Genomic DNA, 23,147 nt, shown 5'->3' with positions numbered 1-23,147 from the left:
AGGACCTCGCAGAACCCGATCCCGCGTCGGGCCCTCACCATGTCCACCGGCCGACACGGCCCCAAACAAACTCGCTCAGCCACCCACCAGCCCCAACTGAACCACCCCGGATCCGCGGGATGCGCAGGTGCAGTCGGCGCCCGGGGATGCGGCGAAGCCGAAGTCGCAGGTGCCGGTGTGGCGCCAGGGGCTGGCCTGGTCGGTGCTCATGAGCGCCTCCGGGAGCACTCATGTACAGACGAAGCCCGCCGGGACCGCGACAGGTCCGGCGGGCCGGGCGGTGGCCGCGTGCGGCGCACTCTGGACAGAGCGCGCACCCCGTTGCGCGGACTGGCAGGCCTGGCCGGGCTTGTGGTGTTGCTCGAGGTGCTGCCGCACACCGGTGTGGTCTCCGCGGCTTACCTTCCGCCCGCCTCCGAGATGGGCCGGGCGCTGAAACCCTCACCGGTTGGGGCCTGGGAGGAGTCCTTGTGTGCGGTGCGGCGCTGTTCGGCGGCCCGGAGGGGATCCCGGAAGCGTTCGACTTCGCGCAGCCGGGCGGCGCGTGAGGCCTTGCCGTCGAGGCTGCTGGTCTTACGCCGGCCTTTCGGCTTTTGTCCTTCGGCCCGCCGTGGTCTCCGCTGGTGAGCTGCACGCGCTTGGAGGCATCGAGAAGATCCCGTGCGGTGGGCCGGGGCTGGGCCCGCGTCCTACGCACGGAGCTTGGCGTCATGTCTCCTCGGCGCCGCGGTCCGACAGGGGGCCGTACTGGCTGCGCAGGCGGGCCTTGAGGATCTTGCCGGTGGCGTTGCGGGGCAGGGCGTCGACGAGGACGACCGACTTGGGGAGCTTGTACTTGGCGAGTCGGCCGGACAGGGTGTCCATGATGTCGTCGGGCGACACGTCGGCGCCCGCGCGGGGCACGACCAGCGCTCTGCCCACTTCGCCCCATCGTTCGTCGGGTACGCCGATCACCGCGCATTCGGCGACCGCGGGATGCTGGTAGATGAGTTGCTCGACCTCGGCCGGATAGACGTTCTCCCCGCCGGAGATGTACATGTCCTTGATTCGGTCGACGATCGTGACGTACCCCTCCTCGTCGACAGTGGCCGCGTCTCCGGAGCGGAACCAACTTCCTTCAACGAAGGCGTCCTTGGTCGCTTCGGGCCACTGCCAGTAGCCCTTCATCACGTTGAGGCCCTCGATGATCACCTCGCCGACCTCGCCCGGTGCGACATCGGTGAGGTCGGGCCGTACCACGCGTACGTCGGTGAAGAAGCAGGGTGTGCCGGCCGAGCCGGCCTTGCGGATGCTGTCCGGTGCGCGCAGGCCCAGCGCGGCGGGAGCGGTCTCGGTCAGGCCGTACGCCTGGAGGAAGGTCAGGCCACGGTCCTGGTATGTGTGGATGAGGGCCTTGGGTACGGGTGCCGCCGCGCACATCAGGATCCGGATCGACGACAGGTCGGCCGTCGCCCACCGCGACGACCGGGCCATGGCCTGGTACATCGCGGGCACGCCGAACATCCTCGTCACCCGGTGCTCGGCGATGACGTCGAGCACCCGTTCCGGGTCGAAACCGCGCATCAGCACCGACGTCCCTCCTTTGAGGAAGCCCGGCAGGAAGACGGTGTTGAGGGCGGCGGTGTGGAACATCGGTGCCACCACCAGAGCGACGTCGTCGGAGGCGATGTCCACGTCCAGCAGGATGTTGAAGCAGTTCCAGGCGATGTTGGCGTGGGTGAGCATGACGCCCTTGGGACGGCCGCTGGTGCCCGAGGTGTACTGGATCATGCACACCTCATCGAGGCCGACCGTCTCGTCCAGGGGGTTGTCCGGCGCGCTCGCGAGTAGCTCCTCGTACGCCTTCCCCACCTCGACGTAGTGCTTCACCTCGACGTCGCCCCTGAACGCGTCGACGATGTCGGTGAGTTCGGCCCCGAACACCAGCACCGGCGCTCCCGAGTCGCCCAGGATGAAGGCCAACTCGGGTGCCGCGAGGCGGGTGTTGAGCGGGACGAAGACGGCACCCAGCGCGTTCGCGGCGAACAGGGTCTCCGCCAGGGCCGGATGGTTCGCGCCCAGGTAGGCCACCCGGTCGCCGTGGCCCACCCCCAGGGCACGCAGGGCGTGAGCGAGCCGCGTCACGCGCGAGGCCAGCTCTCCGTAGGACAGGGATCCACCGTCGTGCACGACGGCGGTGGCCTCCGGTGCCATGCGGGCGCGCCGCGCGGGCCACGAGCCGAGCCCTTGATTGCGCATGGTGCGTCTCTCTTCTCTCAGGTCTCTCAGAGCCAGTCGGGCCAGGTGTAGTCGGCGGATTCGTCGTGGTCCCGGCGGGGCGGCAGCGGCGCGAGCCGCCCCCGGGAGAAGACCAGCGGCGAGACGCCGGTCTTCTCCACCCCGAGTTCCCGGACGCGGCCGAGGACGAAGTAGTGGTCGCCGAGGGTCCACACGTCGGCGATGTCGCAGTCGATCCAGGCGGCGGCGCCCGCCAGGACGGGGCTGCCCGAGGGCGCGCCGCGCCACGGGTGGCGCTCGAATACGTCGGGTGCCTTGGCGCTGACGTCCCGGCAGAGGTCCTCCTGGCCGGCGGCCAGCACGTTCACGCAGAAGGCGCCGCCGGCCATGATCCTCGGCCAGGTGGTGGAGGAGCAGCCGGGGAAGAACGCGACGAGCGGAGGGTCGAGGGACACCGAGGTGAACGAGCCGATGACCATGCCGACCGGGGTGCCGTCGGGTTCCTTCGCGGTGACCACCGTGACACCCGTCGGGTGGTGGCCGAGCACGTGCCGGAACCGGCCGGGGTCGTCCGCCGGGCCGCCGGGCGTCGTCGCGGCGGACGTCGACCGGTTCACGCCGGGTTCTCCACGCCGAGCAGGGAGCGGGCGTATCCCGTGGCCCACCAGCTGTGCTGGGCGTTGATGTGCGTCTTGTACGTGGCGATGTCGCGCAGGTACCGCTGCATGCGCTGGCCGTTCGCCAGCGCGCTGGAGCCACTGGCCGAGGCCAGCATCTCGACGGCCTGGCAGGCGAGTTGGCCGGACTGCCGGGCCGTGAGGGAGAGGGCCTGGTCGTCCAGTTCGGAGAAGGGCTCGCCCCCTGCCAGGCCCCGGGCCGCGTAGGCGGTGTAGTCGTCGGTGACCGACAGGATGATCCGCTGCGCGCTGTCGGCCAGGGCCGTGGCCAGGCCGAGGTTGCGCTGGTGTTCCGGATCGTGGCTGCGCGGCTTGAAGGGCGGCAGCGGGCTGTTCTTGGTGGTGATGATCCGCCGGTACTCGTCGACCGCGGCCCAGGCGGTGCCCGCCACGATCGAACACAGCTGGATGTTGAAGAACGACATCAGCCGGCCCGCGTACATCGGGTTCCCGTGCAGTTCCCCACCCGGTCCGTCGGTGGCGTCGCTCGCCGCGAGGTGGGTCCTGGACACGTACTCCTGCGGTACGAGGACGTCCTCGGCCACGACGCTGTTGGAGCCGCTGCCGCGGAAGCCCAGGATCTCGCCCCAGTTGTCGAGCATCCGCCAGCCGGAGGGCACGAGCACCATGCCCGGCGTGGGCATGCCGCCCTCTTCGTCGATGATGAGCACGCCACCCAGGAAGTGCGTGGAGACGTTGACTCCGGAGGAGTAGTCCCAGCGGCCGTTGACCAGGTATCCGTCGGGGGTCCTCGTCGCGGTGGCGCTCGGGGCGATCGGCAGCGGGGCCCGGAAGTCACCGTCCGGCCCGAACACCTCGCGCTGGGTGCTCTCGGGGAAGCGGCCGGCCACCACCAGGCTGTGGGAGGCGGCCAGACACAGGTTCCAGCCGCTGGACGGACAGCCGCGGGCCACCTCGGTGACCATCCGGGAGTAGGTCCGCAGGTCGAACTCGTAGCCGCCGAAGCGGCGTGGCTGGAGGGACCGGTAGAAACCCGCCTCTTGGAACGCCTTGTGCGTGTCCTCGGAGATGCCGGTCCGCTGTTCGGTCTCGTCCTGATGATCACGAAGCCAGGCCCTCATGCCGACGGCCCGGCGCACCAGTTCCTCCGGTGTCAGGTCCGGCTCCGGCTGCGGAATCTCGATCATTTTCTCGGCTGCCTCGGTTGTCTCGGACAATTCGCACCTCATCCGCTGCTGTTCTGGGTCGGCCTATAGGGAGTGTCGGCAGCGCGGCGGAGGACGGTCCAATGCCGGTAACTGCGGGCTTGATGAGTGCCGCGCATCACAGCAGGTCGGAGGGGGTGACGGGAATGCCGCACATTTCTTCCTGGTGACGTGCGGGGAAGCGCGCTGTAACCTGGCGCCGACCACGACGTCGTGGACCTCGCCTTCCTGGAGGGCTGAGTGGAACTCCGGAGCCTGCGCCATTTCTCGGCGCTCGCCGAGACCTTGAACTACCGGGTCGCCGCCGAGCGTCTGCACCTGACCCAGCCCGCGCTGACGCGATCGATCGCCGCCCTGGAGCGTGAGCTGGGTGTCCAGCTGTTCGACCGCGACAAACGGCATGTGGCGCTCACCGCCGACGGCGCGGAACTGCTCGAACGGGCGGGCGAGGTGCTGGCCGACGCCGAGCGGCTCTCCGCCGCCGCGGGCGCCATCCGGGCCAGGCGACGGGACGAGGTACGGGTCGCGTGCTACGGCGTGGCTCTGGCCGAACTCACGCATCCGGTCATCGAGGCGTTCTGCGAGCGGTATCCCAGCGTCACGATCCGGGTACACGAAGTGGACTTCCACCAGGGTCTCGCCCCGCTGCTGGTCGGCGACTACGACGTGGCGCTGGTGCCCCTGAACGTCGACATGCCGGGCCTGACACGCGTACCGATCTTCACCGAGCCCCTTTCCCTCGCGCTGTGGAAGGGACATCCGCTGGCCTCGGCCGCCGTGGTGGACGTGACCGAGGTCTTCGATCAGCCCTGGGTCACCCCCGAGCCGGGCCTCGACTTCTGGGTCGGCGGACGAAACGGGCACGACGACGCCCCGACGGTCGGCTTCCACGCCCGCTCGGCCCTGGACGTGTCCTTGAAGATCGCCTACCAGCACATGGTGGGACTGATGCCGCTGTCGGCCACCCGGATGTTCCCGCACCCGGGAGTGGAGAACGTCGCTCCGAAGGAGCCCCTCGGCCTGGTGGCCGCCGTCGCCTTTCCGGAGACCGGTCACTCGCCCGCCGCCCCGGCGTTCGCCGAGGTCGCACGCCGGGTGGCCCGACGTGCGAGCGGCGTTCCGTACGCCGAGATCTCCCGGTAGGAGGGGTCAGCCGCCGTACGGCGGCTCGCCCGCCCAAGCCGCGTGCAGGACGGCGCGCAGATCGTCGGCGGAGGCCGGGCGGGGATTCGCGTACGGCGCCCCGAGAGCGACATCGACCGCACGGTCCACGTCGGCGGCTGTCAGGCCCAGGTCGGCGAGCGATCGCGGGATGCCCAGCCGCTCGCCCAGCTCGTGCAACTCCCGTACCGGATCCGGGACATCGAGCGCCCGGCGCAGCGCCGCCAGTGCCTCGGGAACCGCCGGCGCGTTGAACGCCAGTACATGGGGCAGGACGACGGCGTGTGTCTCGGCGTGCGGCAGATCGAAGGTGCCGCCGAGCACATGGCAGAGCTTGTGGTGCAGCCCCATGGTGGTCGCGCCGAGACAGGCACCGCACAGCCACGCCCCGTACAGCGCGCGGCTGCGCGCGTCATGCCCCGAGGGGTCGGCGACGATCTCGGGAAGGGCCGCGGCCAGCGCCCGCACACCCTCCTTTGCCATGAGGGAGACGATCGGAGTGGAGTCCGGGGCGTACAGGGCCTCGACGGCGTGCGCGATCGCGTTCATGCCGCTCGTCGCGGACCCCACGGGCGGCATGGTGAGCGTGAGCAGCGGGTCGTACACGACGCTGCGCGGCAACACCTTCGGATCGCGCCCGGTGCGTTTGACCGCGCCCTCGGTCAGGCCCCAGACAGGTGTCATCTCCGATCCGGCGTACGTCGTCGGGACGGCGACGACCGGCAGGCCGGTCCGGAGCGCGACGGCCTTGGCCAGGCCGGTCACGGAACCGCCACCGACCGCCACGCAGCCGTCGGCCCGGGCTTCGCGAGCCGCCTCGACGGCCAGGTCGGCGACCTCCACCGGGACGTGCGTCACCGCCCCCGCGTGCAGCCCGGCGCAGGCGTCGCCGAGAGACGCGGCGACGGCACGGGCCGTGTCCAGGCCATGGTCGTCGCACAGCACGAGGACGCGGCGCAGGCCGAGAAGCGCGACCTCGTCGGGCACCGCGTCCGGGACGGCACCCGACCGGAAGAGGACGCGCATCGGCTGGGCCTGGTAGGCGAAGTCCAGGGCCTCCCCCTTCACACGATCACCGGTTGCAGCACGATGTCGAAGCGCGCCCGGCGGAAGGGGTTGGCCAGGCCCAGCTCCGCGGCCTCCTCGGGGGAGTCCACCTCGACGAACTCCTCGACCAGGCTCTCCTTCACGGCGAAGACGGCGTCCGAGTCCAGATAGTCGCTGCCCGCCACGAAGATGTGCGTCGTCACCGGGCTGTACCCCTCGGCGCCCACGATGAAGTGGACATGGGCGGGGCGATAGGGGTGACGGCCGGTCGCCTCCAGCAGCGAGCCGACCGGCCCGTCCGTCGGAATGGGATACGGGCTCGGAACGCACGAGCGGAACCAGAACCGCCCCTCCGCGTCCGCTGTGAACAGCCCGCGCCCATTGCCCGGCGGCTGCTTCTCCGGCTGCTGGACGTCGTAGAAGCCCTGGTCGTCGGCCTGCCACACGTCCAGCGTCGCGCCGGGCAGCGGGGTGCCGTCGACGGAGACGACCCGTCCGCTGATCACGCAGGGCTCGCCGCCGCCGACCACATCGATGGTCGCCCCGAGTTCCCGGACCGGGGACTCGGTCATGTGGAACGGGCCGAGCACCGTGGAGTCGGTCGCAGCGGCCGCCGTGTGGTCGTTGATCGTCTCGACGAGCATCGACACACCCAGGACGTCCGACAGCAGGATGAACTCCTGCCGGGTGTCGTCGCACATGTGCCCGGTCGCGGTGAGGAAGTCGATCGCCCGCTCCCACTCGGCCTGGGTCGGCTCGATGTCCCGGACGAAATCGTGCAGGTGACGCGTCAGAGAGGCCAGCACCTCGCGCAGTCGGGGATCGGAGGTGTGGGCGAAGCTTTCCAGCACCGCCGTCGTCGTCGTGGCGGTCGCCGTAGTCGTCGCGGTCTTCGCGGTCGTCACGGTCTTCGCCGCCTTCGCGGTCTTCGCGGTGAGGTCCATGGCCGCTCAGCCCCGTCCGAGGATCTGCCGCAGTGCGTCCCGCAGTGCGGTCGTGACGTCACCGGTGGCGTCCTGGCGGCGGAAGGCCACGTGGTTGTCCGGCCGCACCAGCAGCGCGCCCGAGTCGCCGGTCTCCCGTAGCCGGGCCCAGTCCCCGTACGGGTCCTCGTACTCCTGACCGGGGCCGATGACCGCCGTGGCGATCTCCAGGCCGAACTCCTTGCCGAGGATGCGGGCGGCCTCCGTCCAGGGCTCGCCGCCGATGCCGGTGATCAGGGTGAACCGGCCGTTCCCGCCCAGGTCCAGGGTGGACAGATCGCGGGTGCCCGCGGAGAGCCAGGCGTGCGGGAGCTTGGCGCCGGGGCGGGTGCTCGGCTGGAAGTGCAGCTCGGCGTTCCGTGCGAAGCCGGGGTCCTCGGTGCCGTCCGGGACGATCGCGGCGGAGGTGTAGCGCTGGTTGAGTTCGACGCCGTGGGCGTTGAACTCGTATGCCTTGAAGGCGATCGCCTCCCGCAGCCGCGCCCGCTGCTCCTCGGCCTCCGTAGTGGCGTCCTTGCGGGCGGCGATGTTCCGCCACAACTGCTCGGGGGTCTGCGGCGCCAGGCCGCCGAGCGCCTCGAAGACGGGTGCCGTCTCACCGATGGACTGGTTGGCCCGGGTGACGACCTGCTTGCCGACCGGAGCCCGCTCGTCACTGTAGGTGTCCAGCAGGGACGGGGACGCGGTGCCGTCCAGGACGAGCTTCAGCTTCCACGCCAGGTTGTAGGAGTCCTGGATGGAGGTGTTGGAGCCCAGCCCGTTGGACGGTGGGTGCCGGTGGCAGGCGTCGCCCGCGCAGAACACCCGGCCGCTGGAGTACGTCTCGGCGTACATCTCGTTGACCGTCCACGCGGAGGACGACTTGATGGTCACCGGGATCTCGTCGTCGCCGATCAGCTTGCGGACGACGGACAGGGCGTACTCCTCGGTGAGGTCCGGCGGCCCGGCGTCGACGTCGTAGCCCCACACGATCAGCCACTCGTTCCACGTCCGTACGCAGCGCACCAGGCCGGCGCCGATGCCGCCCACGGTCGCGCCGGGCGCCAGCACCCAGTAGAGGGTGGCGGGTCGGTGCGCCACGTACTTGCTGAGGTCCGCGTCGAAGACGATGTTGATGCTGCCGGCCACGCCCATCTGGCCGCCCATCGGCAGCCCGGCGTCCTCGGCCACCTTGCTGCGGCCGCCGTCCGCGCCGATCAGGTACTTGGCGCGGATGGTGTACGTGTCGCCGCGCAGCCGGTCACGGACCGTGGCGGTCACACCGTCGGCGTCCTGCTCGTGCGACAGGTACTCGGTGCCGAACCTCAGTTGGCTTCCGCGGGCTATGGCCGCGTTCACGAGCACCGGTTCCATGAGGTGCTGCGGCATGTCGCACATCCGGGTGGGGCTGGCCAGCTCGTGCGCGGCCTGCACGAGCGGTTCGTTGCCCCAGGACCTCAGCCGGCCGAGTTCCTCGCCCGCGAGGGCGGTGCAGAAGACGGTGTTGCCCATCAGATGCTGCGGGGTGGCCTGGGCGATCACCTCCTCTTCGACACCCAGGTCACGCAGCACTTCCATGGTGCGCTGGTTGGTGATGTGCGCCCGGGGCGTGTCCGCGAGGCGTGAGTAGCGGGTGACCATGACGTTCGGCACGCCATAGGTGCTCAGCGCCAGTGCGGCGCTCGCTCCCGCGGGCCCGCTTCCCACGATGAGCACATCGGTCTCGACGGCCGGCGCGGTCGGTACGGTTGTCATCGGGACGTTTCCTCCACATCCGCCAGTCGCTTGTCCAGCCAGGTCATCAGTGCCTCGGCCACGTCGTCGGAGTTCTTCTCGCCCATGGGCAGATGACCGTTGCCGGTGAGCCCCAGGTCCGCCAGGCGCAGCAACTCGACGTCCGCACCGGCCTGGGCGAGGTAGTCGGCGACACCGTGCTGGAACGGCGCGAACGGCGAGGTGTCGGCCGCGACCACGGCGATCGGGAAGCCCTGGAGCCCCGGCAGGGACCGCACGGGGCCTGCCTCTTCGTCCTGGACGAGGCAGTCCTGCAGCCCGTCGCCCCCCGCCTCGCGCAGCCGAAGGCGCAGTTCCTCCGGGGTCCGCGCCGGCGGCTCGTAGGTGATCGGGGCCGCGGTGAGCCCCCACTCCAGCTTTCCGAGGCCGGGCAGTTCGATGAACGGCGGCCCGATCGGCTCGATGGAGACAACGGCCTTCACCAGCCCGGGCCGGGCATCGGCGACCAGCCAGCCGAACGGCCCGCCCATGGAGTGGGTGATCAGCACGGCCGGTCCGATATGGTCCAGCAGCTCGGCCCCGCAGCGCCGCATCTGCTCCTCGTTCTCGGCGAAGGTGGGCAGCGTCGGGCCCTGGCTCGCCATCAACTGGTCCAGCGCGGAGTCGTCGCCGATCTCGCCGCTGCCGGGCCACTGGCTGCCGGGTCGTTCCGCCCCGTCGCAGAACAGCCAGCGGATGAACTCGTACGTCGGCGCCGCGCCCTCGATGGGCCCGAGGACATCGGGGTGGTACGGGGAGCGCCCGTGACCTGGCCGGTCGACCACGTACACGGCGTAACCGGCCTGGAGGAACCGGGTGGCCCAGCCGGGGCGGCCGTCAGGCGTCGACAGGTAGTCCGTGCCCTGGCCGCCGCCCCCGTGGACCATCACCACGGGCAGCGGATGCCGGAGATCGGCCGGGATCTGGTATTGGACGTACATCGCGGCCTCGGCGGCGGTCCCGGCCTCGGTCGGCTTGTGCCCGACGCCGACCCAGAACGCGCCTTGCTCGCTGATCGTCAACGGCGAGGCGGCACGGGCCGGCTCGGCGGTTCCGGGTGGTGGGGAGCTGGTCATCGGCGAACCTCCGTCACGGCGTCTGCGCCCATGCCCAGCACTATTGGTGACCGGCTCCGGGCCGGTCCAATGCCGGTTGGGGACGCCGTGATGCATGGCGCTCATCAGCGTCCCCGAGGGCGGCTACTTCACCGGGAAGGTGCGCGTGGCGGCGAGGGTGACCAGGGCGTCGGTGCAGAGCGCGGCCTCCAGCTGCTCGACGACCGGCAGTTTGTGCAGCGGGTCGCGGTCGGAGAGGCCGGTCACGTGGAAGCTGCCGGTGCCGACCCACCGCTTGGCGCGTACGACCTCGAAGGATCTGCATCCCCTTTTTCGCCGCGTCGGCCGCCATGACCGCGAGGTAGGCGTGGGCGAGCATGGCCAGGGTGATGTGCCGATACCAGCCGATGTAACGACGGACCTCGTACTGGTCCAAGCCGCACTCGTTCTTCGCCGCCTGAAAGCACTCCTTTCGGACCACGCTGTCGGCCGTGCGACCTCGGGCGCACGCAGACCGAAACTCCCCTTGTCCAGCGGGGGGCAAGGGGAGTTTCGGTGGGCTTGAACCGAATACCGGTGTCAGCGGGAGCGCGAGCCCGCGAAGCCGACGCGGACGAGCTTCCACTGCTGGTTCACGCCGCCCCAGTCCGAGTACTGGACGATGCCGGTCCCGTCGGCGGGGGAGAAGCCCGGTACCTCGACGGCCTTCCCGCTGTTGCGGTTGATCAACCGGACGTATCCGTCCGGTGAGTCCGCCAACCGGAACTGCTGGTTCGCGCCACCGTGGTCGCTCCACTGGTTGATGGCGGCGTTGTCGGCCGTCGACCAGCCGGAGACGTCCAGCAGCTTGCCGGAGTGCCTCGCCTTCAACCGGTAGTAGCCGTCACCGGAGTCCACGGACTGGAACTGCTGGTTGGTCCCGTCGATCCGGGCCCACTGCGTGACCGCGGCGCCGTCCTCGGAGCTCACGCCCGCCACGTCCAGTGCCTTGCCGCTGTTGCGGTTGACCACGACGTACCAGGCGTTCGTGTCCACAGTGCCCGGTTGCGCCGCCGGCGCGCACGCGCGCAACTCGAAGCGTTCCACCCGCACTTTGCCGCCGAGGGGGGTGCACCCGTCGGAACATGTCTGGATCTGGAGAAGGCGGCAGGGCGCGGTTCCGGGAGGAGCCTCGGCGCAACCTATTGACGCGATTCGGGCAGGGCCATAATCTCCGCTTGCATTTGTTCGGTACGCGGACGAATGTTCGCAATGCGCACGTACTCGTTCCTGTTCAGGAGGCCCCATGCAAAGGCGCGTTCTCGGGCTTGCCATAGCGGTAGTGAGCCGTTTCCAACCTGGGTGATCGGCAGGCGACTTGGCGTGGGAACGGCGATGGGGACGAGATGAAGCTCCTGGTAGATGGGTTGTCGACTAAGATCAACCTGTTCGCCTGGAGCTTCACGTGCTTGTCTATCCATCGGGAATCGATCTGTCCAGCGCGACCCTGCGTTACCTGACCGACCTACTCGCCGCTCGGCGTCGGGAGCACGGGACACGGTGGCGCAGGCTGACCTGCGGCCGACAGGCCCTGCTTGTTCTGGCCCACCTGCGGTGCGGTCACACCTACACCCAGCTCGCGGCCGGGTTTGGCGTCGGCGTCGCCACCGTCTATCGGTACGTCGCAGAGGCGGTTGAGATCCTGGCCGCCCACGCCTCCAACCTCGCAACTGCCGTCCGCTCCGCGACCCGCAAGGCGTTCGTGATCCTGGACGGCACCCTGCTGCCGATCGATCGCATCGCTGCCGACCGCCCCTTCTACTCTGGCAAGCACAAGAAGCACGGTATGAATGTGCAGGTCATCGCCGATCCCCTCGGTCGGCTACTGTGGGCCTCGCCCGCGTTGCCCGGCGCAGTCCACGACGTCAAAGCCGCCCGCACGCACGGCATCGTCGACGCCCTGACCGACGCCGGAGTGCGCTGCTGGGCCGACAAGGGCTACCAGGGAGCCGGCGGTACCGTCTGCGTCCCCTACCACGGCCGCTGGGACAAGCTCTCCGCAGGCCAGCGGGCCGTGAACGTCTCCCACGCCAAGATCCGCGCCCTCGGCGAGCAGGCCATCGCAGCCCTGAAGACCTGGCGGCTGCTGCGCAAGCTCCGCTGCAGCACCACGCGCATCACCGACCTGGTCAAAGCCATCCTCGCCCTCCATCGGGTGACATCACGCTGAGTCGAAAAGTGGCTCACGGCCATCCAGGGCATCATCACCCGGCGCCCGCACGGCGGCGCACCCTGATGTCGGACGAGACAGCGGTCACAGGGCACGCCACGCACGTGCCCGGCGCGACGATCACCATCGTCGCCGCCGGGCGTCAGCAACGATCTGAGCGGGTCCCATTTCGTTGACCGGGGCCGCGGACACCGTCCCGGCCCGGCTCAGGGCGCCAGCACAACCCTGCCGAACACCTTCCCCGCGTCCATCTCACGGTGGGCCAGCACCGCCTGGTCCAGCGGCAACACTGCATGCACGACTGTGCGCAGGTCTCCGTGCGCAGCATCGGCGAAGTGGGACGACCGCACGGCCTGCCGGTCGGGGCCGGGCATGGTGTCAGAGCTGAAAGTGGCGAACGACAACGACCTGCGGAAGGCGTCCATCAGCCGCATGCCGAAGTCCGCCGGCGGCTGCCCACCGACCACACCGACAGCCACGTACCGCCCGTTGGAGGTCAACTTGTCCAGGAAAAGGGAAAGCTGGGGACCCCCCACGACATCGATCACCACGTCGAAGCCCGCCGGTGCGTCCGAGCCGCCCTCACCGGAGCGGTCAAGGACATGAGTCGCGCCCAAGTCCCGCAGGCGGGCGCCACGCTCCTCCGACGAGGTGGTGACCGCCACCGCGTTCGCACCGCCCCTGGCTGCGAGCTGGACCGCTGTAATCCCGATGCTGCCCGCAGCACCGCGCACGAGCACCGTCTCGCCGGACGTGAAACGGGCCCGGTCCAGGGCGAAGTGGGCGACCACGCCGGAGCCGCCGAGGGTCACCGCGTCAGCGCCGGTCAGGCCGTCGGGCAGCGGAAGGACGTCCTCGATCAAGGCGACGGCCTGCTCGGCGTACCCACCGGACAGGCCGGTGAACGCCCACACCCGCCGCCCGATCCACGAGGCGTCCACGCCCCCTCCCACCGCTGTGACCTTTCCCGCGACCTCGCTGCCGAGGATATGGCCCTCCCGGAAGCCGTAGGCGGCAAGCGTTCCCCGGCGGATCACGGCGTCCACGCCGCCTACCCCGATCGCCTCCGTGGCGATCCGCACCTGCCCCGGGGCAGGAACGGGCACGGGCACATCGACGATCTCCAGGCCATCGGGGTCTCCGAACGTCCTGATCACGACGGCTTTCATCTCGGCTCCTCGGGTCGGTGGAAGGACGGATCGCAGCTGCTGCGGCCGCGGGCGTCGAGCCGGCCCCCACGGCCGGGGCACCACCGGCGAAGTGCCGGGACGGGGCGGCAGCACCGCCATCGGACCGTAACGGACGCCCCCGTCCGTTTGGCTAAAGTGAGAAACGATGACCACTCGTTTGCCTCAGACTGTGCGCTCCGACGCCCGTGACAACCGGGCCCGCATCCTGGACGCCGCCCGCGCGGTGTTCGGCGAAGAGGGCCTGAGTGCGCCCATGCGCGAGGTCGCCCGGCACGCAGGCGTCGGCCCCGCCACGCTGTACCGGCACTTCCCGGCCAAACAAGCACTGATCGCGGAGACCTTCGCCGAGCAGCGGCGAGCCTGCCACGCCGCCGTCCGCGACGCCCTTTCGGACCCGGACCCGTGGCACGGATTCCGGAGCCTGATCGAGCGGATCTGCGAACTCCACGCGCACAGCCGGGGATTCGCCGACGCCTTCATGACGGCCTTCCCCGAGGCCATGGACTTCGCCGCCGACCAAGAGCAGACTCTGCGCGCGGTCGGAGAACTGGCCCGCCGCGCCCAGGAGACCGGCCAGCTGCGCCCCGGCTTCGTCGTCGACGACCTGATCCTCATGCTCATGGCCCACCGGGGCCTCCAAGGCACGCCGCGTGCCGCCCGGGCCACGGCCTCCCGCCGCTTCGCCGCCTACGTGATCGAGGCGTTCCGCGCCGCACCAGAGACAGGAGCGCCTACGCCGCTGCCGCCAGCACCACGCCTGCAGCTCACAGACTCCCCCAGCACGCCGTAAATTCGTCACCTGCAGGTCCGTCAACCGCGCAGCAAGACAGCCTTGCCGGGTCCCTGCCGCAGCCAGGTTGGAAAGGGCTCACTTCCGGCTTTGCATCATCGTCGTGGCTCCACACGAACGCGCCCATCACCAGAATCCATGCCCACACGCCCACCAGCACGATTCCCGCCAGGGACAGCAGCCCGATCGCCGTCCACCGGAACCCGGCGCCCACTGCCTGCAGCGCCCTCCGCCACCAACTTCCCGAGCCCTTGCTCACGCCCGCCCCTCAACCGCCCGAATCCCGTTCGGATCGTAGTACCGCGCAGCAGCGAACGAGATCCTGGACGGTAGGCTCACCGAACCGTTGATTCCTGACAGGTCGCCGACGCTGTCGACCTGCGGTTTCGGGGTCTGTAAAGCGAGCGGCTCTGGCCCGTAGTCGGTGAGCGTACCGACCCTCCACCGATCGTCGGATAGGACGTCCGTCACTGTCAGTAGCAGCGGTGACCTGCCGTCTCACCGCAGACAGAGGTGAGCGGGGCCCGGACCGGTGGCGTAGTTGATTGCAAGGGCTCCCCCCTCGGCCTGCTGCGAGTCTGATGGCCGTGGTGGTAGGTGACCAGCCAGGGCAGCGGCTTCGGACCGAAGGCTGTCGTCTTCTGCGGCATGAGGACACCGTCCGCGGCCAGCCGGTGGATCTCATCCTCGCGCGGCGGAGCTAGCAGCACCAGGGTGTCCTCGGCAGTGGCCTCTGCGGGATCGTGCACGTAGGCAGGCCCGGGGACGCCCGTCCCGATCCGCCAGACGCGGCCGATGAAAAGGTAGTGGAGGACGGCCACGTCCAGGGAGACCCAGGCATCTGGACAGCCGTGGAGCGCGGCACGCACCCGCCTGGGACACACGTCACGAACCGACCAGCGGCGGCCGGAGCCGATCAGGACGAATTCCCCCGAGTGCGGCGCGGGCGGCGGGCCGGCGCCGGTGATCTCCTCGACCGTCGCCACCGCGGCGGCGCGTGCCGCGGCCTCCTCGGCCGGCAAGCCGGGCAGGCGGCGATGGATGGCCCGCAGTTCCAGCGGATGGCGGGAGGTGTCCACCACCAGGGCCAGGTGCCGATCCCAGGGACCGGGGCGGCCGCCGAAGCTCCGGTGGTGCTCAAGCGCCGCCGCCAGGCGGTGGTGGCCGTCGGCCAGCAGGGCGCCGTGTCGGGACAGACCGGCGGCGATGACGTTCCGCCGGTCCGGGTCCGTACACCGCCACAGGAGGTGGCGGCTGCCGTCCGGGCCGGTGACGGCTGTGTCCGGCGCGCCCTCGGTGATCCGCGCGAGCACGGAGTGGACGTCCTCGGTGCCGCGGCAGGCGAGCAGAATCGGTTCGGGATTGCCGCCGACGGCGCGCAGGACCGTGCGCTGCGTGGCCACCTTGTCCGCGAAGACCTGCTCGTGCGGATGTACCGCCCGCTGCGCCGATCCCAGGTCCAACGCACCGATCACGCCCCGCTGGAGCAGCGTCGGCCCGCGGCGCTGCTCCAGCACGTAGTAGGCAGGCACGTGGTCGCGCGCGAAGGCGTGCCGCGACCGGCGGATACCCAGGAAAGGGTGCAGGTCGAGTCCCGTCGGTGCTCCCCGGTCGAGGGTGTCCGCCGGATGGGGAGTCCGTACGCTCGTTCGCATTCGCTGCTTCCTCCTCGGTCCAGGGATGCCGCGCCGCCCGGGCCGGGGACGGCGTGCGGTCGGCGGGCACTCCCTAGAGGCTCAGCTTGGTGAAGGCTTCCTCAAGTCGGGCCAGCACGGCCGCGACATGGGGCAGGCTTCGTGCGTCGGCCGCCGCCAGAGACTGCTCCTGCTCTTCTGCCGTGTCGCCGTAGAGCATGCTCGTGGCGGCCTTGAAGCGCAGCGCCCCTTCGTCGTCGCCCAAGTGGTGACCGCCCAGGACCAACACCCCGTAGTTGTCGAGGAGATGGCGCTGGAGGCTGGGCGAGTCCGTCACGCCGAGCGAGGACAGGTGGGGGCGGAGCGGCTCGAAGTCGGGGTACACGTAGAAGCCGCCGGTGGGCGGACGGCAGGTGGCGCCCGCGTTCACCATGATCCGGTGCACCTCGCGGGCGACGGTGCCGTGCAGCCGGGCGCTGGCGGCGAGCCGCCGGCGGACATCCTCCGATTCCGCGAACGCGTAGGCCGCCACCGCCTGCATGGGGCCGGCCAGGGTCGACCAGACCTCACTGGCCACCGAGACGACGCCCTGCCGGACGGCCGCTCCCCAAGCGTTGCCGGGGAAGCGGCAGACGCCGATGCGCCAGCCGCCCAGCGCGAGCGTCTTGGACAGGCCGTTGGTGACGATGGTGCGGTCGGGGGCGACCTCGGCGGGGCTGAGGAACGGTGTGGCCGGATCGTGGACGATGTCGCGGTAGATCTCGTCGGACACGATGACGAGGTCCAGTTCCGCCGCCGCGGCGCACAGCTCCCTGACCTGCGCCGGAGGAGCGAGCGTACCGGTGGGGTTGTCCGGCAGGGTGAGGATGACGACCTGGGGGTCGCCGCCCGCGGCGCGGGCCTCGCGCACCACCTCGCGCACCGCGGCCGGGTCGGGGATGCCGCCGCACTCGGCCGGAATGGGCACTTCGTACGCCCGCTTGCCGGCGAGCCGGACCTGCGGAACATAGGAGTTCCAGGCGGGGCGGGGAAGCAGCACGTCACCGGGCAGAACGTGCTGAAGGGCCATCAGCAGGGGCTTGCTCCCGGGGCCGACGACGATCTGTTCCGGCTCGGTGGGCATGTTCCGGCGGCTGAAGTAGCCGGCGACGGCCCGGCGTACCGGCGCTCCACCGGCCACCGGCCCGTAGGCGTTGTGCTCCGCACCCTGGGCCAGGCGCGCGGCCAGCGGTGCGAAGGCGGGAAGCCGGGATTCGCCGAAGGCGAGGTGCACGATGTCCTGGCCGGCCGCGCGGCGGTCGGCGACCAGCTGGTTGAGGGCGAGGTTCGGGGAAGTTCGCCAGACGGAGGCCTCAGGCACGGGCGAGCTCCGGGCTGAGCCAGGACGCCGACTCGATGGCGTCGGTCACCGCGGGCAGGGTGCCGCCGATCGCGGCGGCGATGTCGGCGGGCGTGTCGTCGGCCAGCCGCAGGTCGTCCAGCCAGGCGGCGGTCTCGGAGTAGTGCGCCCGAAACGGCCGTCCGACCAGCCGGGGGTCGCGGGCCTGGAGCATGCGCAGCTGGAAGTACCGTCCGTCGGGCGTCTCGGTGACGCCGTCGACGACCACCTTGCCGGGCGTCGCCGACATGACCGGGCCGCGCACGGTGCGGGCCAGGCCGGGCAGGGTCAGGTACGCCGACCGGAAGATGTCGTGGGCGCGGGCGAGCGGCACCTTGAAGTACTCGTACGGGCCGGTGTCCCGCTCGACGAACATGTAGTAGGGCACGGCCCCCGCGGCCAGCTCGGCGCGCCAGGTCGCGCTCCAGGTGTCCGGGTCGTCGTTGACGTGAGCGACCAGCGGCGCCTGGCAGTAGGCGAGGGCGCCGGTGGCGCGGATGCGCTCGACGGCCCGGCGGGCGATGTCGGACTCCAGCTCGCGAGGATGGGTGAAGTGCATCATCACCGCGAGGTTGCGCCCGGACGCGACGACCTTCTCGAAGAGCCGGAGCACGTCGTCGGCGTCGGAGTCGGTGACGAAGCGCTGGGGCCAGTAGGCGACGGACTTGGTGCCGATGCGGATGGTACGGACGGTGGTTACGTCGAGCAGGGGCTCGAGGTGGCTGCGGAGCCGGTCGGTCGACATGATCATCGGGTCGCCGCCGGTGACGAGCACATCGTCGACCTCCGGGTGCCGGCCCAGGTAGTCGATCAGGCGGCTGGGCTCGGGAACGGCGAAGCGCAGGTCGGCGTCACCCACGAACTGAGCCCAGCGGAAGCAGTAGGTGCAGTACGCGTGGCAGGTCTGGCCCTGGCCCGGGAAGTAGAGGACGGTCTCCCGGTACTTGTGCTGCAATCCCGGTACCTCCTGCCCGTCCTCGGTGGGGACGTTGAGCTGCTTCTGGCCGGAGGGGTGCGGGTTCAGGCTGCCTCGGATCTGTTGGACCGCGAGCCGGAGCTCCTTCTTCGCCGCGGGGTCGTCCACCAGCTCCGCGAGCCGCCGCTCATCCTCGGCCGGGAGCATTCCGCTTTGCGGGAAGACCATCTGGAATATGGGGTCGCCCGGAATGTTGTCCCAGTCGACCAGATTCGCGAGAACGTATTCGTTGACGCGGAACGGCAGGACGGCGGCGAGGGCTTTCATGGACCTGGCGATTGGCTGAGGAATTCCGAACCGTGCGCTCAGTTCGTCCACGTGACGGGCACCATAGGCCCGGAACCTTTCCGTTTCCATGGCAGCGGGAGGCGTAAAAGGCATGCAAGTTCCTCCGGTTCAAGGAAGCTGACCCGAGCAATTTCCTTGATCGTAGGCTGTCGGCAGCCAGCTGGAACAGAAAGTTCGGCAGCCGGCCGATAGGGCCTTCGAATGCCCTGATAAACGGCTTGCAGGGGCGGGCGGACGAGCGGGACGCACACGGGTCAGTCGTGCGCGGGCACCGCGTCCGCCTCCGCGAGCGCGGCGGGGGTCACCGTACGCAGGAAGGGAACGATGGTCAGGACGGTTGCCACGGCGAATACGGCGAACGCGGTTCGCATGCCGAACCACTCGGCCAGCACGCCCACGAGGCCCGCACCGAGCGGCATGGCGCCCCAGCTGAAGAGCCGTGCCGCGGCGTTGTAGCGGCCGAACATCGCGTCCGGGACGAGGCGTTGGCCGATGGTGCGCGCGTTCACGGTCCACAGGATGCCGCCCATGCCTCCCAGGAAGGCGCCACCCGCCACCACCCACAGATTGGTGGTGATCACCGGAGTGGCGACCATGGCGGCGGTTCCGAGGAGGTCGGCGAACATGGCCCAGCGACGCCCGAGCAGTCGGTTGACGGAGGTGACGGTGAGCGCGCCGACCAGACCGCCGGCGCCGAGCGCGCTGAGCAGGATGCCGTACTCGCGCGCGTCGAGGTGCATCAGCGTGGTGGCGAGCAGCGGCATCAGAGCGAGCCAGGCACCCCAGCAGGCGGAGAGCACGGTCAGGGCGAGCGCCATCAGCCGAAGCAGCCGCTGCTGCCAGAGGAAGCGGAGGCCTTCGGTGATGCGTTGGTTGACGGAACCGGCCGGGCGCATGTCGTCGGACTGCGGCTTGAAACGGCCGACGAGCAGGATCAGGATCAGCGTGCCGATCAGGTAGCCCACCGCGGTCCAGCCGAGCGCCACACTGGCGCCGGCGGCCACCAGCAGCCCGCCGACGAACGGGCCGCAGAACTCGTTGCAGGCGGTCTCGGCGCCGGCCACCCAGGCGTTCGCCCGTTCCTGGCCGGCCGGGGCCACCGCTGAGGGGACGAGGGCGGCTGCGGAGGTCAGCGCGACGACCTCGGCGACGCCCAGGGCGAGGCCTCCGGCGTACAGGGCGGGCACGGTCACGTTGTCGCTCAGGGCCAGCAGGAGAAGCGCCCCGACGACGAGGAGGCGTGCGCCGTCGGCCAGCCACAGCAGCAGGCGGCGGTCGAAGCGGTCCACCAGGACGCCGACGTGCAGGGCGACGAGCAGCCAGGGCAGCGTGAGGGTGAGGCCCACACCGGCCACTTGCGCGGGGGAGTCAGTCAGTGCGGTCGCCATCAGTGGCAGGACGACCTTGGTCACGCCGTCGGCCAGGTTTGTGATCGCGGTGAAGCCCACCAGGACGGCGGTGTTGCGGCTGCTGTGATCGCGGGGCGCCGCCTTCCCGGGCGTCGGCCCGGCCACCGTTCCGTGCGCGGGCTGGTCCGTCGCAACGTCCATGTATAACCTCCTAAAGCCTTTTGGTGGTCAGTATGGCAGCGGTATCGTGGGGGTGCAGCGTCATTCGGACATCGGGCCATCACGACGTCCGATGGCCTCATCGGGGTCTTCCATCGGACCTCCCGTCAGTTCTCCACAGCGAGCAGGAAGGCGGCGCGTCCGTGCTCCAACCCTCCCCGGCCGCAGAGTTGGTCGAGGCCTTCACCAACACCGTCGACCTGGAGAGCGGTGACGACGACGTCGCGACCACCGACGCACTGGCGCGCTGGCTGACCGGCCGGCGCCTGGCGGAGCCGTCCCTCCGGCTGACCGCCGACGACCACCGGGGCTTCCTCGACCTGCGGGCCGGTATCCGCGAGGCTCTGGACACCGACGACCCCGTCGCGCCGCATCGACTCGCGGTCGCCGACGCGGCGCTGTCCCAGGTCCCGCTCCTGGTCCGCCTAAGCGACCCGCGCGCGCCTCTGGTTCCCGCTCCGGGCGGCCCGCCGGCCCGGACGGCCCTCGCCCGCCTCGCCGCCGCGTGGGCGGAAGTCGTGTTCACCGGTGAGGTCCATCGGCTCAAGCGGTGCGCCGAGCACACCTGCGGCTGGGTCTTCTGGGACTCCTCGAAGAACCACAGCCGCCGCTGGTGCTCGATGCGGGTGTGCGGCAACCGCACGAAGTCACGGCGGTACGCCGCCCGGCAGCGTGACCTCACCGTGTGACGCCCCGTGGCACGCGCGCGAACTGTACGGCGCTTGATGCCCATTGCGGCAAAGACTTCCGTGGGAATTCACATGAGGCCATAGGGGAAGCGAATAACCCCAGGCAGCGCATATCTTCGACTCTCGCCCGGATTTATCGCCGGCATCCATGCGCACCTGGCCCAGCGGTCGGTCATGATGACCTCATCCGCCATCCCTATTGCCTCGCCCTCGCATTACCTTGACCGTGATGGAGTCGATCTCCGTAGCATGGCCGTGCTTCATTCGGCATCCCGAATGAATTCCACGCACGCCATGACAAGGAGTCCGGAATGGCGGATAAACTCGCCGTTGTCACCGGCGGGACCAGAGGAATCGGACTGGCTCTGAGCCGGCGCCTGATCCGAATGGGACATCACGTCGTCGCCTTCTACGGGGCAGACCGGGAAGCGGCCGAGAAGGCGGAGCGGGACAACGCCGGCCATCTGACCGCGATCCGCGCCGACCTCTCCGACGCCCAGCAGGTGGCCGACGCCGCAGCCACCGTCCTGCGCGAGCACGGCACTCCCGCCGTCCTCGTGAACAACGCGGGCCTCAACCGCGACCGCTCCTTCCTCGAACTCACCGACGAGGACTGGCGCCGAGTCCTGGACACCAACCTGTCCGGGCCGTTCTGGCTGATTCGGGCGCTGGCCCCCGCGATGCTCGCCGCCGGCGGCGGATCCATCGTCAACGTCGGGGCGACGACCGGGATCCGCCCACGCGTCGACGGCGCCAACTACTGCGCGAGCAAGGCCGGCCTGCTGCAGCTGACCAAATGCCTCGCCCTTGAACTGGCCCCCACCATCCGGGTCAACTGCCTGATCCCCGGCATGATCGACACGGAGGAGCTGCGCACGCGCTGGCGCCTGGACGACCCACAGCGGATGGCCCAGACGCTGGACGAGATCCCCACCCATCGCATGGGGACGACCGAGGACATCGCCGACGCGCTGGAGTTCATGGTCGGTCCGGCGGCCACCTACCTCAACGGCCAGAAAATCATCATCGACGGTGGGCAGTTCATGTGGTGACCGAGACCTCCGACCTCATCCTCCGCCGGGCCCGCGCCGCCTTCGACTCCGCGCCCCCGCTCGGCGATCCGGCCTACGTGCGCTACTGCCAGGAACTCTGCCTCCGGCTCAAGGAGCACTGGCCCGCCATCCAGGCCGCCAACCAGGCCGACATCGCCCGCGCGGAAATGCGGGGCATACCGCCCACCCTCGTCAACCGCCTGCGACTGACCGACGAGCACCTCGACCGCATGGTGGAACTCACCGGTGCCGTGGAGCGGGAACTCGGCGTCGTCCTCGCCGATGGCGAGGGCATCCCTGCGGGCGACTGGGGCGTCGTACGGCGCGTGCCCAAGCCCCTCGGCGTAGCGCTGATGATCTACGAGGCCCGTCCGACCGTGACCGTGGACGGCGCACTGCTGCCGGTCGCCGTCGGCAACGCCGTACTCCTGCGCGGCGGCAAGGAGAGCGCGGCCACCGACGCCGCCCTCGCCACGGCCATCGAGGCCGCCCTCACCGCCGCCGGTCTGCCGGCCGGTCTGGTCACTGTCATGGAGGACCCGGACCGCTCGCTGATGAAGGCCGTGCTGGCCCGCCCGGACCAGGTGGACGTGCTCATCCCGCGCGGCAGCCCCTCCCTGATCGAGTACTGCCGTACGGCGAGTTCCATCCCGCTCATCGCCAGCGGCGGCGGGGTCAACCACCTGTACGTGCACCGCTCGGCCGACCTGGCGCTGGCCGCCCGGGCCACTCTGAACAGCAAGGTCCCCGAGCCGGCCGGATGCACCTCGGTGGAGATGGTCCTGGTCGACCAGGAGGTGGCGGCCGACTACCTGGCGGCCTTACTCGCCGAGTGCGAACGGCAGGAGGCCCCGCTGACGATCCGGCTGGACTCCTCCATGGCGGGCCCGCCCGCCCGCGGGGACTCGCCCTGGCGCACCGAGCCGCTCGAACCGCACGACCTGGGTCGGGAGTTCCTCGACCCGGTCATCGGACTGCGGCCGGTCCCGGGTCTCGCCGAGGCCGCCGAGCACATCCGCGCCTACGGCTCACGGCACACCGAGGGCATCCTCGCCCAGGACTCCGAGGTGTCCCGGCAGTTCGCACGGCTGGTGGACGCGGCAATGATCGTCGTCAACGGCTCGCTGCGGCTGCACGACGGCCCCAAGCTCGGCCTGGGCTCGGAGATCTCCATCGCCACCGGCCGGCTGCACGTCCGGGGCCCGGTGACGCTGGGCGCCCTCGTGACCAGTACCTGGGTCGTCGAGGCCAACGGCGAACTGCGCGGCTGAGCTCGGCCCGTCGAGACACCCCACCCCAGCACTCCATCCATCTC

General features: G+C 70.3%; 21 protein-coding genes and 1 pseudogene. 6 read left to right on the top strand and 16 right to left on the bottom strand.

Annotated features, from left to right (window positions below; all coding sequences use genetic code 11):
- Nucleotides 1-75: 75 nt before the first annotated feature.
- The 4 genes from P8T65_RS00845 to P8T65_RS00830 all read right to left on the bottom strand — a co-directional run bounded on the left by P8T65_RS00845 (nt 76) and on the right by P8T65_RS00830 (nt 4,072).
- On the bottom strand, nt 76-210 hold the full coding sequence (locus P8T65_RS00845; protein ID WP_316723491.1) for a hypothetical protein: 135 nt from the start codon (nt 208-210) through the stop codon (nt 76-78).
- 498 nt (nt 211-708) lie between these two features.
- On the bottom strand, nt 709-2,238 hold the full coding sequence (locus P8T65_RS00840) for a long-chain fatty acid--CoA ligase (RefSeq protein ID WP_316723490.1): 1,530 nt from the start codon (nt 2,236-2,238) through the stop codon (nt 709-711).
- 26 nt (nt 2,239-2,264) lie between these two features.
- Nucleotides 2,265-2,834, bottom strand: a complete 570-nt coding sequence (locus P8T65_RS00835) for a flavin reductase family protein (protein ID WP_316723489.1) — start codon at nt 2,832-2,834, stop codon at nt 2,265-2,267.
- Entirely contained in the window at nt 2,831-4,072 is a 1,242-nt protein-coding gene (locus P8T65_RS00830) for an acyl-CoA dehydrogenase family protein (RefSeq protein ID WP_316723488.1), read from the bottom strand. Before P8T65_RS00830 ends, P8T65_RS00835 begins: the two co-directional genes overlap by 4 nt.
- Nucleotides 4,073-4,300: 228 nt before the next feature.
- Here P8T65_RS00830 and P8T65_RS00825 point away from each other — a divergent pair, with 228 nt between their 5' ends.
- On the top strand, nt 4,301-5,203 hold the full coding sequence (locus P8T65_RS00825) for a LysR family transcriptional regulator (RefSeq protein WP_316723487.1): 903 nt from the start codon (nt 4,301-4,303) through the stop codon (nt 5,201-5,203).
- A gap of 6 nt (nt 5,204-5,209) precedes the next feature.
- On the opposite strand, the gene P8T65_RS00820 is transcribed toward P8T65_RS00825, so the two are convergent.
- The 7 genes and pseudogenes from P8T65_RS00820 to P8T65_RS00790 all read right to left on the bottom strand — a co-directional run bounded on the left by P8T65_RS00820 (nt 5,210) and on the right by P8T65_RS00790 (nt 11,093).
- Nucleotides 5,210-6,289 (bottom strand): maleylacetate reductase, encoded by a 1,080-nt coding sequence (locus P8T65_RS00820; RefSeq protein WP_316723486.1) that lies wholly within the window; start codon nt 6,287-6,289, stop codon nt 5,210-5,212.
- Nucleotides 6,286-7,212, bottom strand: a complete 927-nt coding sequence (locus P8T65_RS00815) for an intradiol ring-cleavage dioxygenase (RefSeq protein WP_316723485.1) — start codon at nt 7,210-7,212, stop codon at nt 6,286-6,288. The genes P8T65_RS00820 and P8T65_RS00815 overlap by 4 nt, the downstream gene beginning before the upstream one ends.
- A gap of 6 nt (nt 7,213-7,218) precedes the next feature.
- Complete coding sequence (locus P8T65_RS00810; RefSeq protein WP_316723484.1) at nt 7,219-8,985, bottom strand: FAD-dependent monooxygenase; 1,767 nt, start codon at nt 8,983-8,985, stop codon at nt 7,219-7,221.
- The gene (locus P8T65_RS00805; RefSeq protein WP_316723483.1) at nt 8,982-10,079 is read right to left on the bottom strand and encodes an alpha/beta hydrolase; all 1,098 of its coding nucleotides are present in this window, start codon (nt 10,077-10,079) and stop codon (nt 8,982-8,984) included. The genes P8T65_RS00810 and P8T65_RS00805 overlap by 4 nt, the downstream gene beginning before the upstream one ends.
- Before the next feature lie 123 nt (nt 10,080-10,202).
- Nucleotides 10,203-10,325, bottom strand: a complete 123-nt coding sequence (locus P8T65_RS00800) for a hypothetical protein (RefSeq protein WP_316731954.1) — start codon at nt 10,323-10,325, stop codon at nt 10,203-10,205.
- Between the two features lie 64 nt (nt 10,326-10,389).
- Nucleotides 10,390-10,530, bottom strand: a pseudogene (locus P8T65_RS00795) (IS701 family transposase); the annotation flags it as partial.
- Between the two features lie 107 nt (nt 10,531-10,637).
- On the bottom strand, nt 10,638-11,093 hold the full coding sequence (locus P8T65_RS00790; protein ID WP_316723482.1) for an RICIN domain-containing protein: 456 nt from the start codon (nt 11,091-11,093) through the stop codon (nt 10,638-10,640).
- Nucleotides 11,094-11,502: 409 nt separating this feature from the next.
- Between P8T65_RS00790 and P8T65_RS00785 the strand changes: the two genes are divergently transcribed.
- Complete coding sequence (locus P8T65_RS00785) at nt 11,503-12,267, top strand: IS5 family transposase (protein WP_316723481.1); 765 nt, start codon at nt 11,503-11,505, stop codon at nt 12,265-12,267.
- A 206-nt stretch (nt 12,268-12,473) separates the two neighbouring features.
- Here the strand turns inward: P8T65_RS00785 and P8T65_RS00780 are convergent, their stop codons facing one another.
- Entirely contained in the window at nt 12,474-13,436 is a 963-nt protein-coding gene (locus tag P8T65_RS00780; protein WP_316723480.1) for a zinc-binding dehydrogenase, read from the bottom strand.
- Nucleotides 13,437-13,602: 166 nt separating this feature from the next.
- Between P8T65_RS00780 and P8T65_RS00775 the strand changes: the two genes are divergently transcribed.
- Nucleotides 13,603-14,247 (top strand): helix-turn-helix domain-containing protein, encoded by a 645-nt coding sequence (locus tag P8T65_RS00775; protein WP_316723479.1) that lies wholly within the window; start codon nt 13,603-13,605, stop codon nt 14,245-14,247.
- Nucleotides 14,248-14,720: 473 nt separating this feature from the next.
- Here P8T65_RS00775 and P8T65_RS00770 read toward each other — a convergent pair whose 3' ends face one another.
- The 4 genes from P8T65_RS00770 to P8T65_RS00755 all read right to left on the bottom strand — a co-directional run bounded on the left by P8T65_RS00770 (nt 14,721) and on the right by P8T65_RS00755 (nt 20,073).
- On the bottom strand, nt 14,721-15,902 hold the full coding sequence (locus P8T65_RS00770) for a DUF1015 family protein (RefSeq protein WP_316723478.1): 1,182 nt from the start codon (nt 15,900-15,902) through the stop codon (nt 14,721-14,723).
- 73 nt (nt 15,903-15,975) lie between these two features.
- Nucleotides 15,976-17,241, bottom strand: a complete 1,266-nt coding sequence (locus P8T65_RS00765) for an aminotransferase class I/II-fold pyridoxal phosphate-dependent enzyme (RefSeq protein WP_316723477.1) — start codon at nt 17,239-17,241, stop codon at nt 15,976-15,978.
- On the bottom strand, nt 17,234-18,616 hold the full coding sequence (locus P8T65_RS00760) for a lysine 2,3-aminomutase (RefSeq protein WP_316723476.1): 1,383 nt from the start codon (nt 18,614-18,616) through the stop codon (nt 17,234-17,236). Before P8T65_RS00760 ends, P8T65_RS00765 begins: the two co-directional genes overlap by 8 nt.
- A gap of 161 nt (nt 18,617-18,777) precedes the next feature.
- Nucleotides 18,778-20,073 (bottom strand): MFS transporter, encoded by a 1,296-nt coding sequence (locus tag P8T65_RS00755; protein WP_316723475.1) that lies wholly within the window; start codon nt 20,071-20,073, stop codon nt 18,778-18,780.
- Nucleotides 20,074-20,234: 161 nt separating this feature from the next.
- On the opposite strand from P8T65_RS00755, the gene P8T65_RS00750 reads away from it, so the two are divergent.
- The 3 genes from P8T65_RS00750 (at nt 20,235) to P8T65_RS00740 (ending at nt 23,103) form a co-directional block, all read left to right on the top strand.
- Nucleotides 20,235-20,780, top strand: coding sequence for a CGNR zinc finger domain-containing protein (locus tag P8T65_RS00750; protein WP_316723474.1), 546 nt, complete (start codon nt 20,235-20,237; stop codon nt 20,778-20,780).
- A 311-nt stretch (nt 20,781-21,091) separates the two neighbouring features.
- Entirely contained in the window at nt 21,092-21,832 is a 741-nt protein-coding gene (locus P8T65_RS00745) for an SDR family oxidoreductase (RefSeq protein WP_316723473.1), read from the top strand.
- Nucleotides 21,829-23,103, top strand: a complete 1,275-nt coding sequence (locus P8T65_RS00740; RefSeq protein ID WP_316723472.1) for a glutamate-5-semialdehyde dehydrogenase — start codon at nt 21,829-21,831, stop codon at nt 23,101-23,103. The genes P8T65_RS00745 and P8T65_RS00740 overlap by 4 nt, the downstream gene beginning before the upstream one ends.
- The last annotated feature ends 44 nt before the right edge of the window (nt 23,104-23,147 follow it).

The organism is Streptomyces sp. 11x1 (assembly GCF_032598905.1).
Lineage (GTDB): Bacteria > Actinomycetota > Actinomycetes > Streptomycetales > Streptomycetaceae > Streptomyces.
Note: the sequence above shows the minus strand (reverse complement) of the source record. Positions and strands in the feature narration are given on the sequence as shown.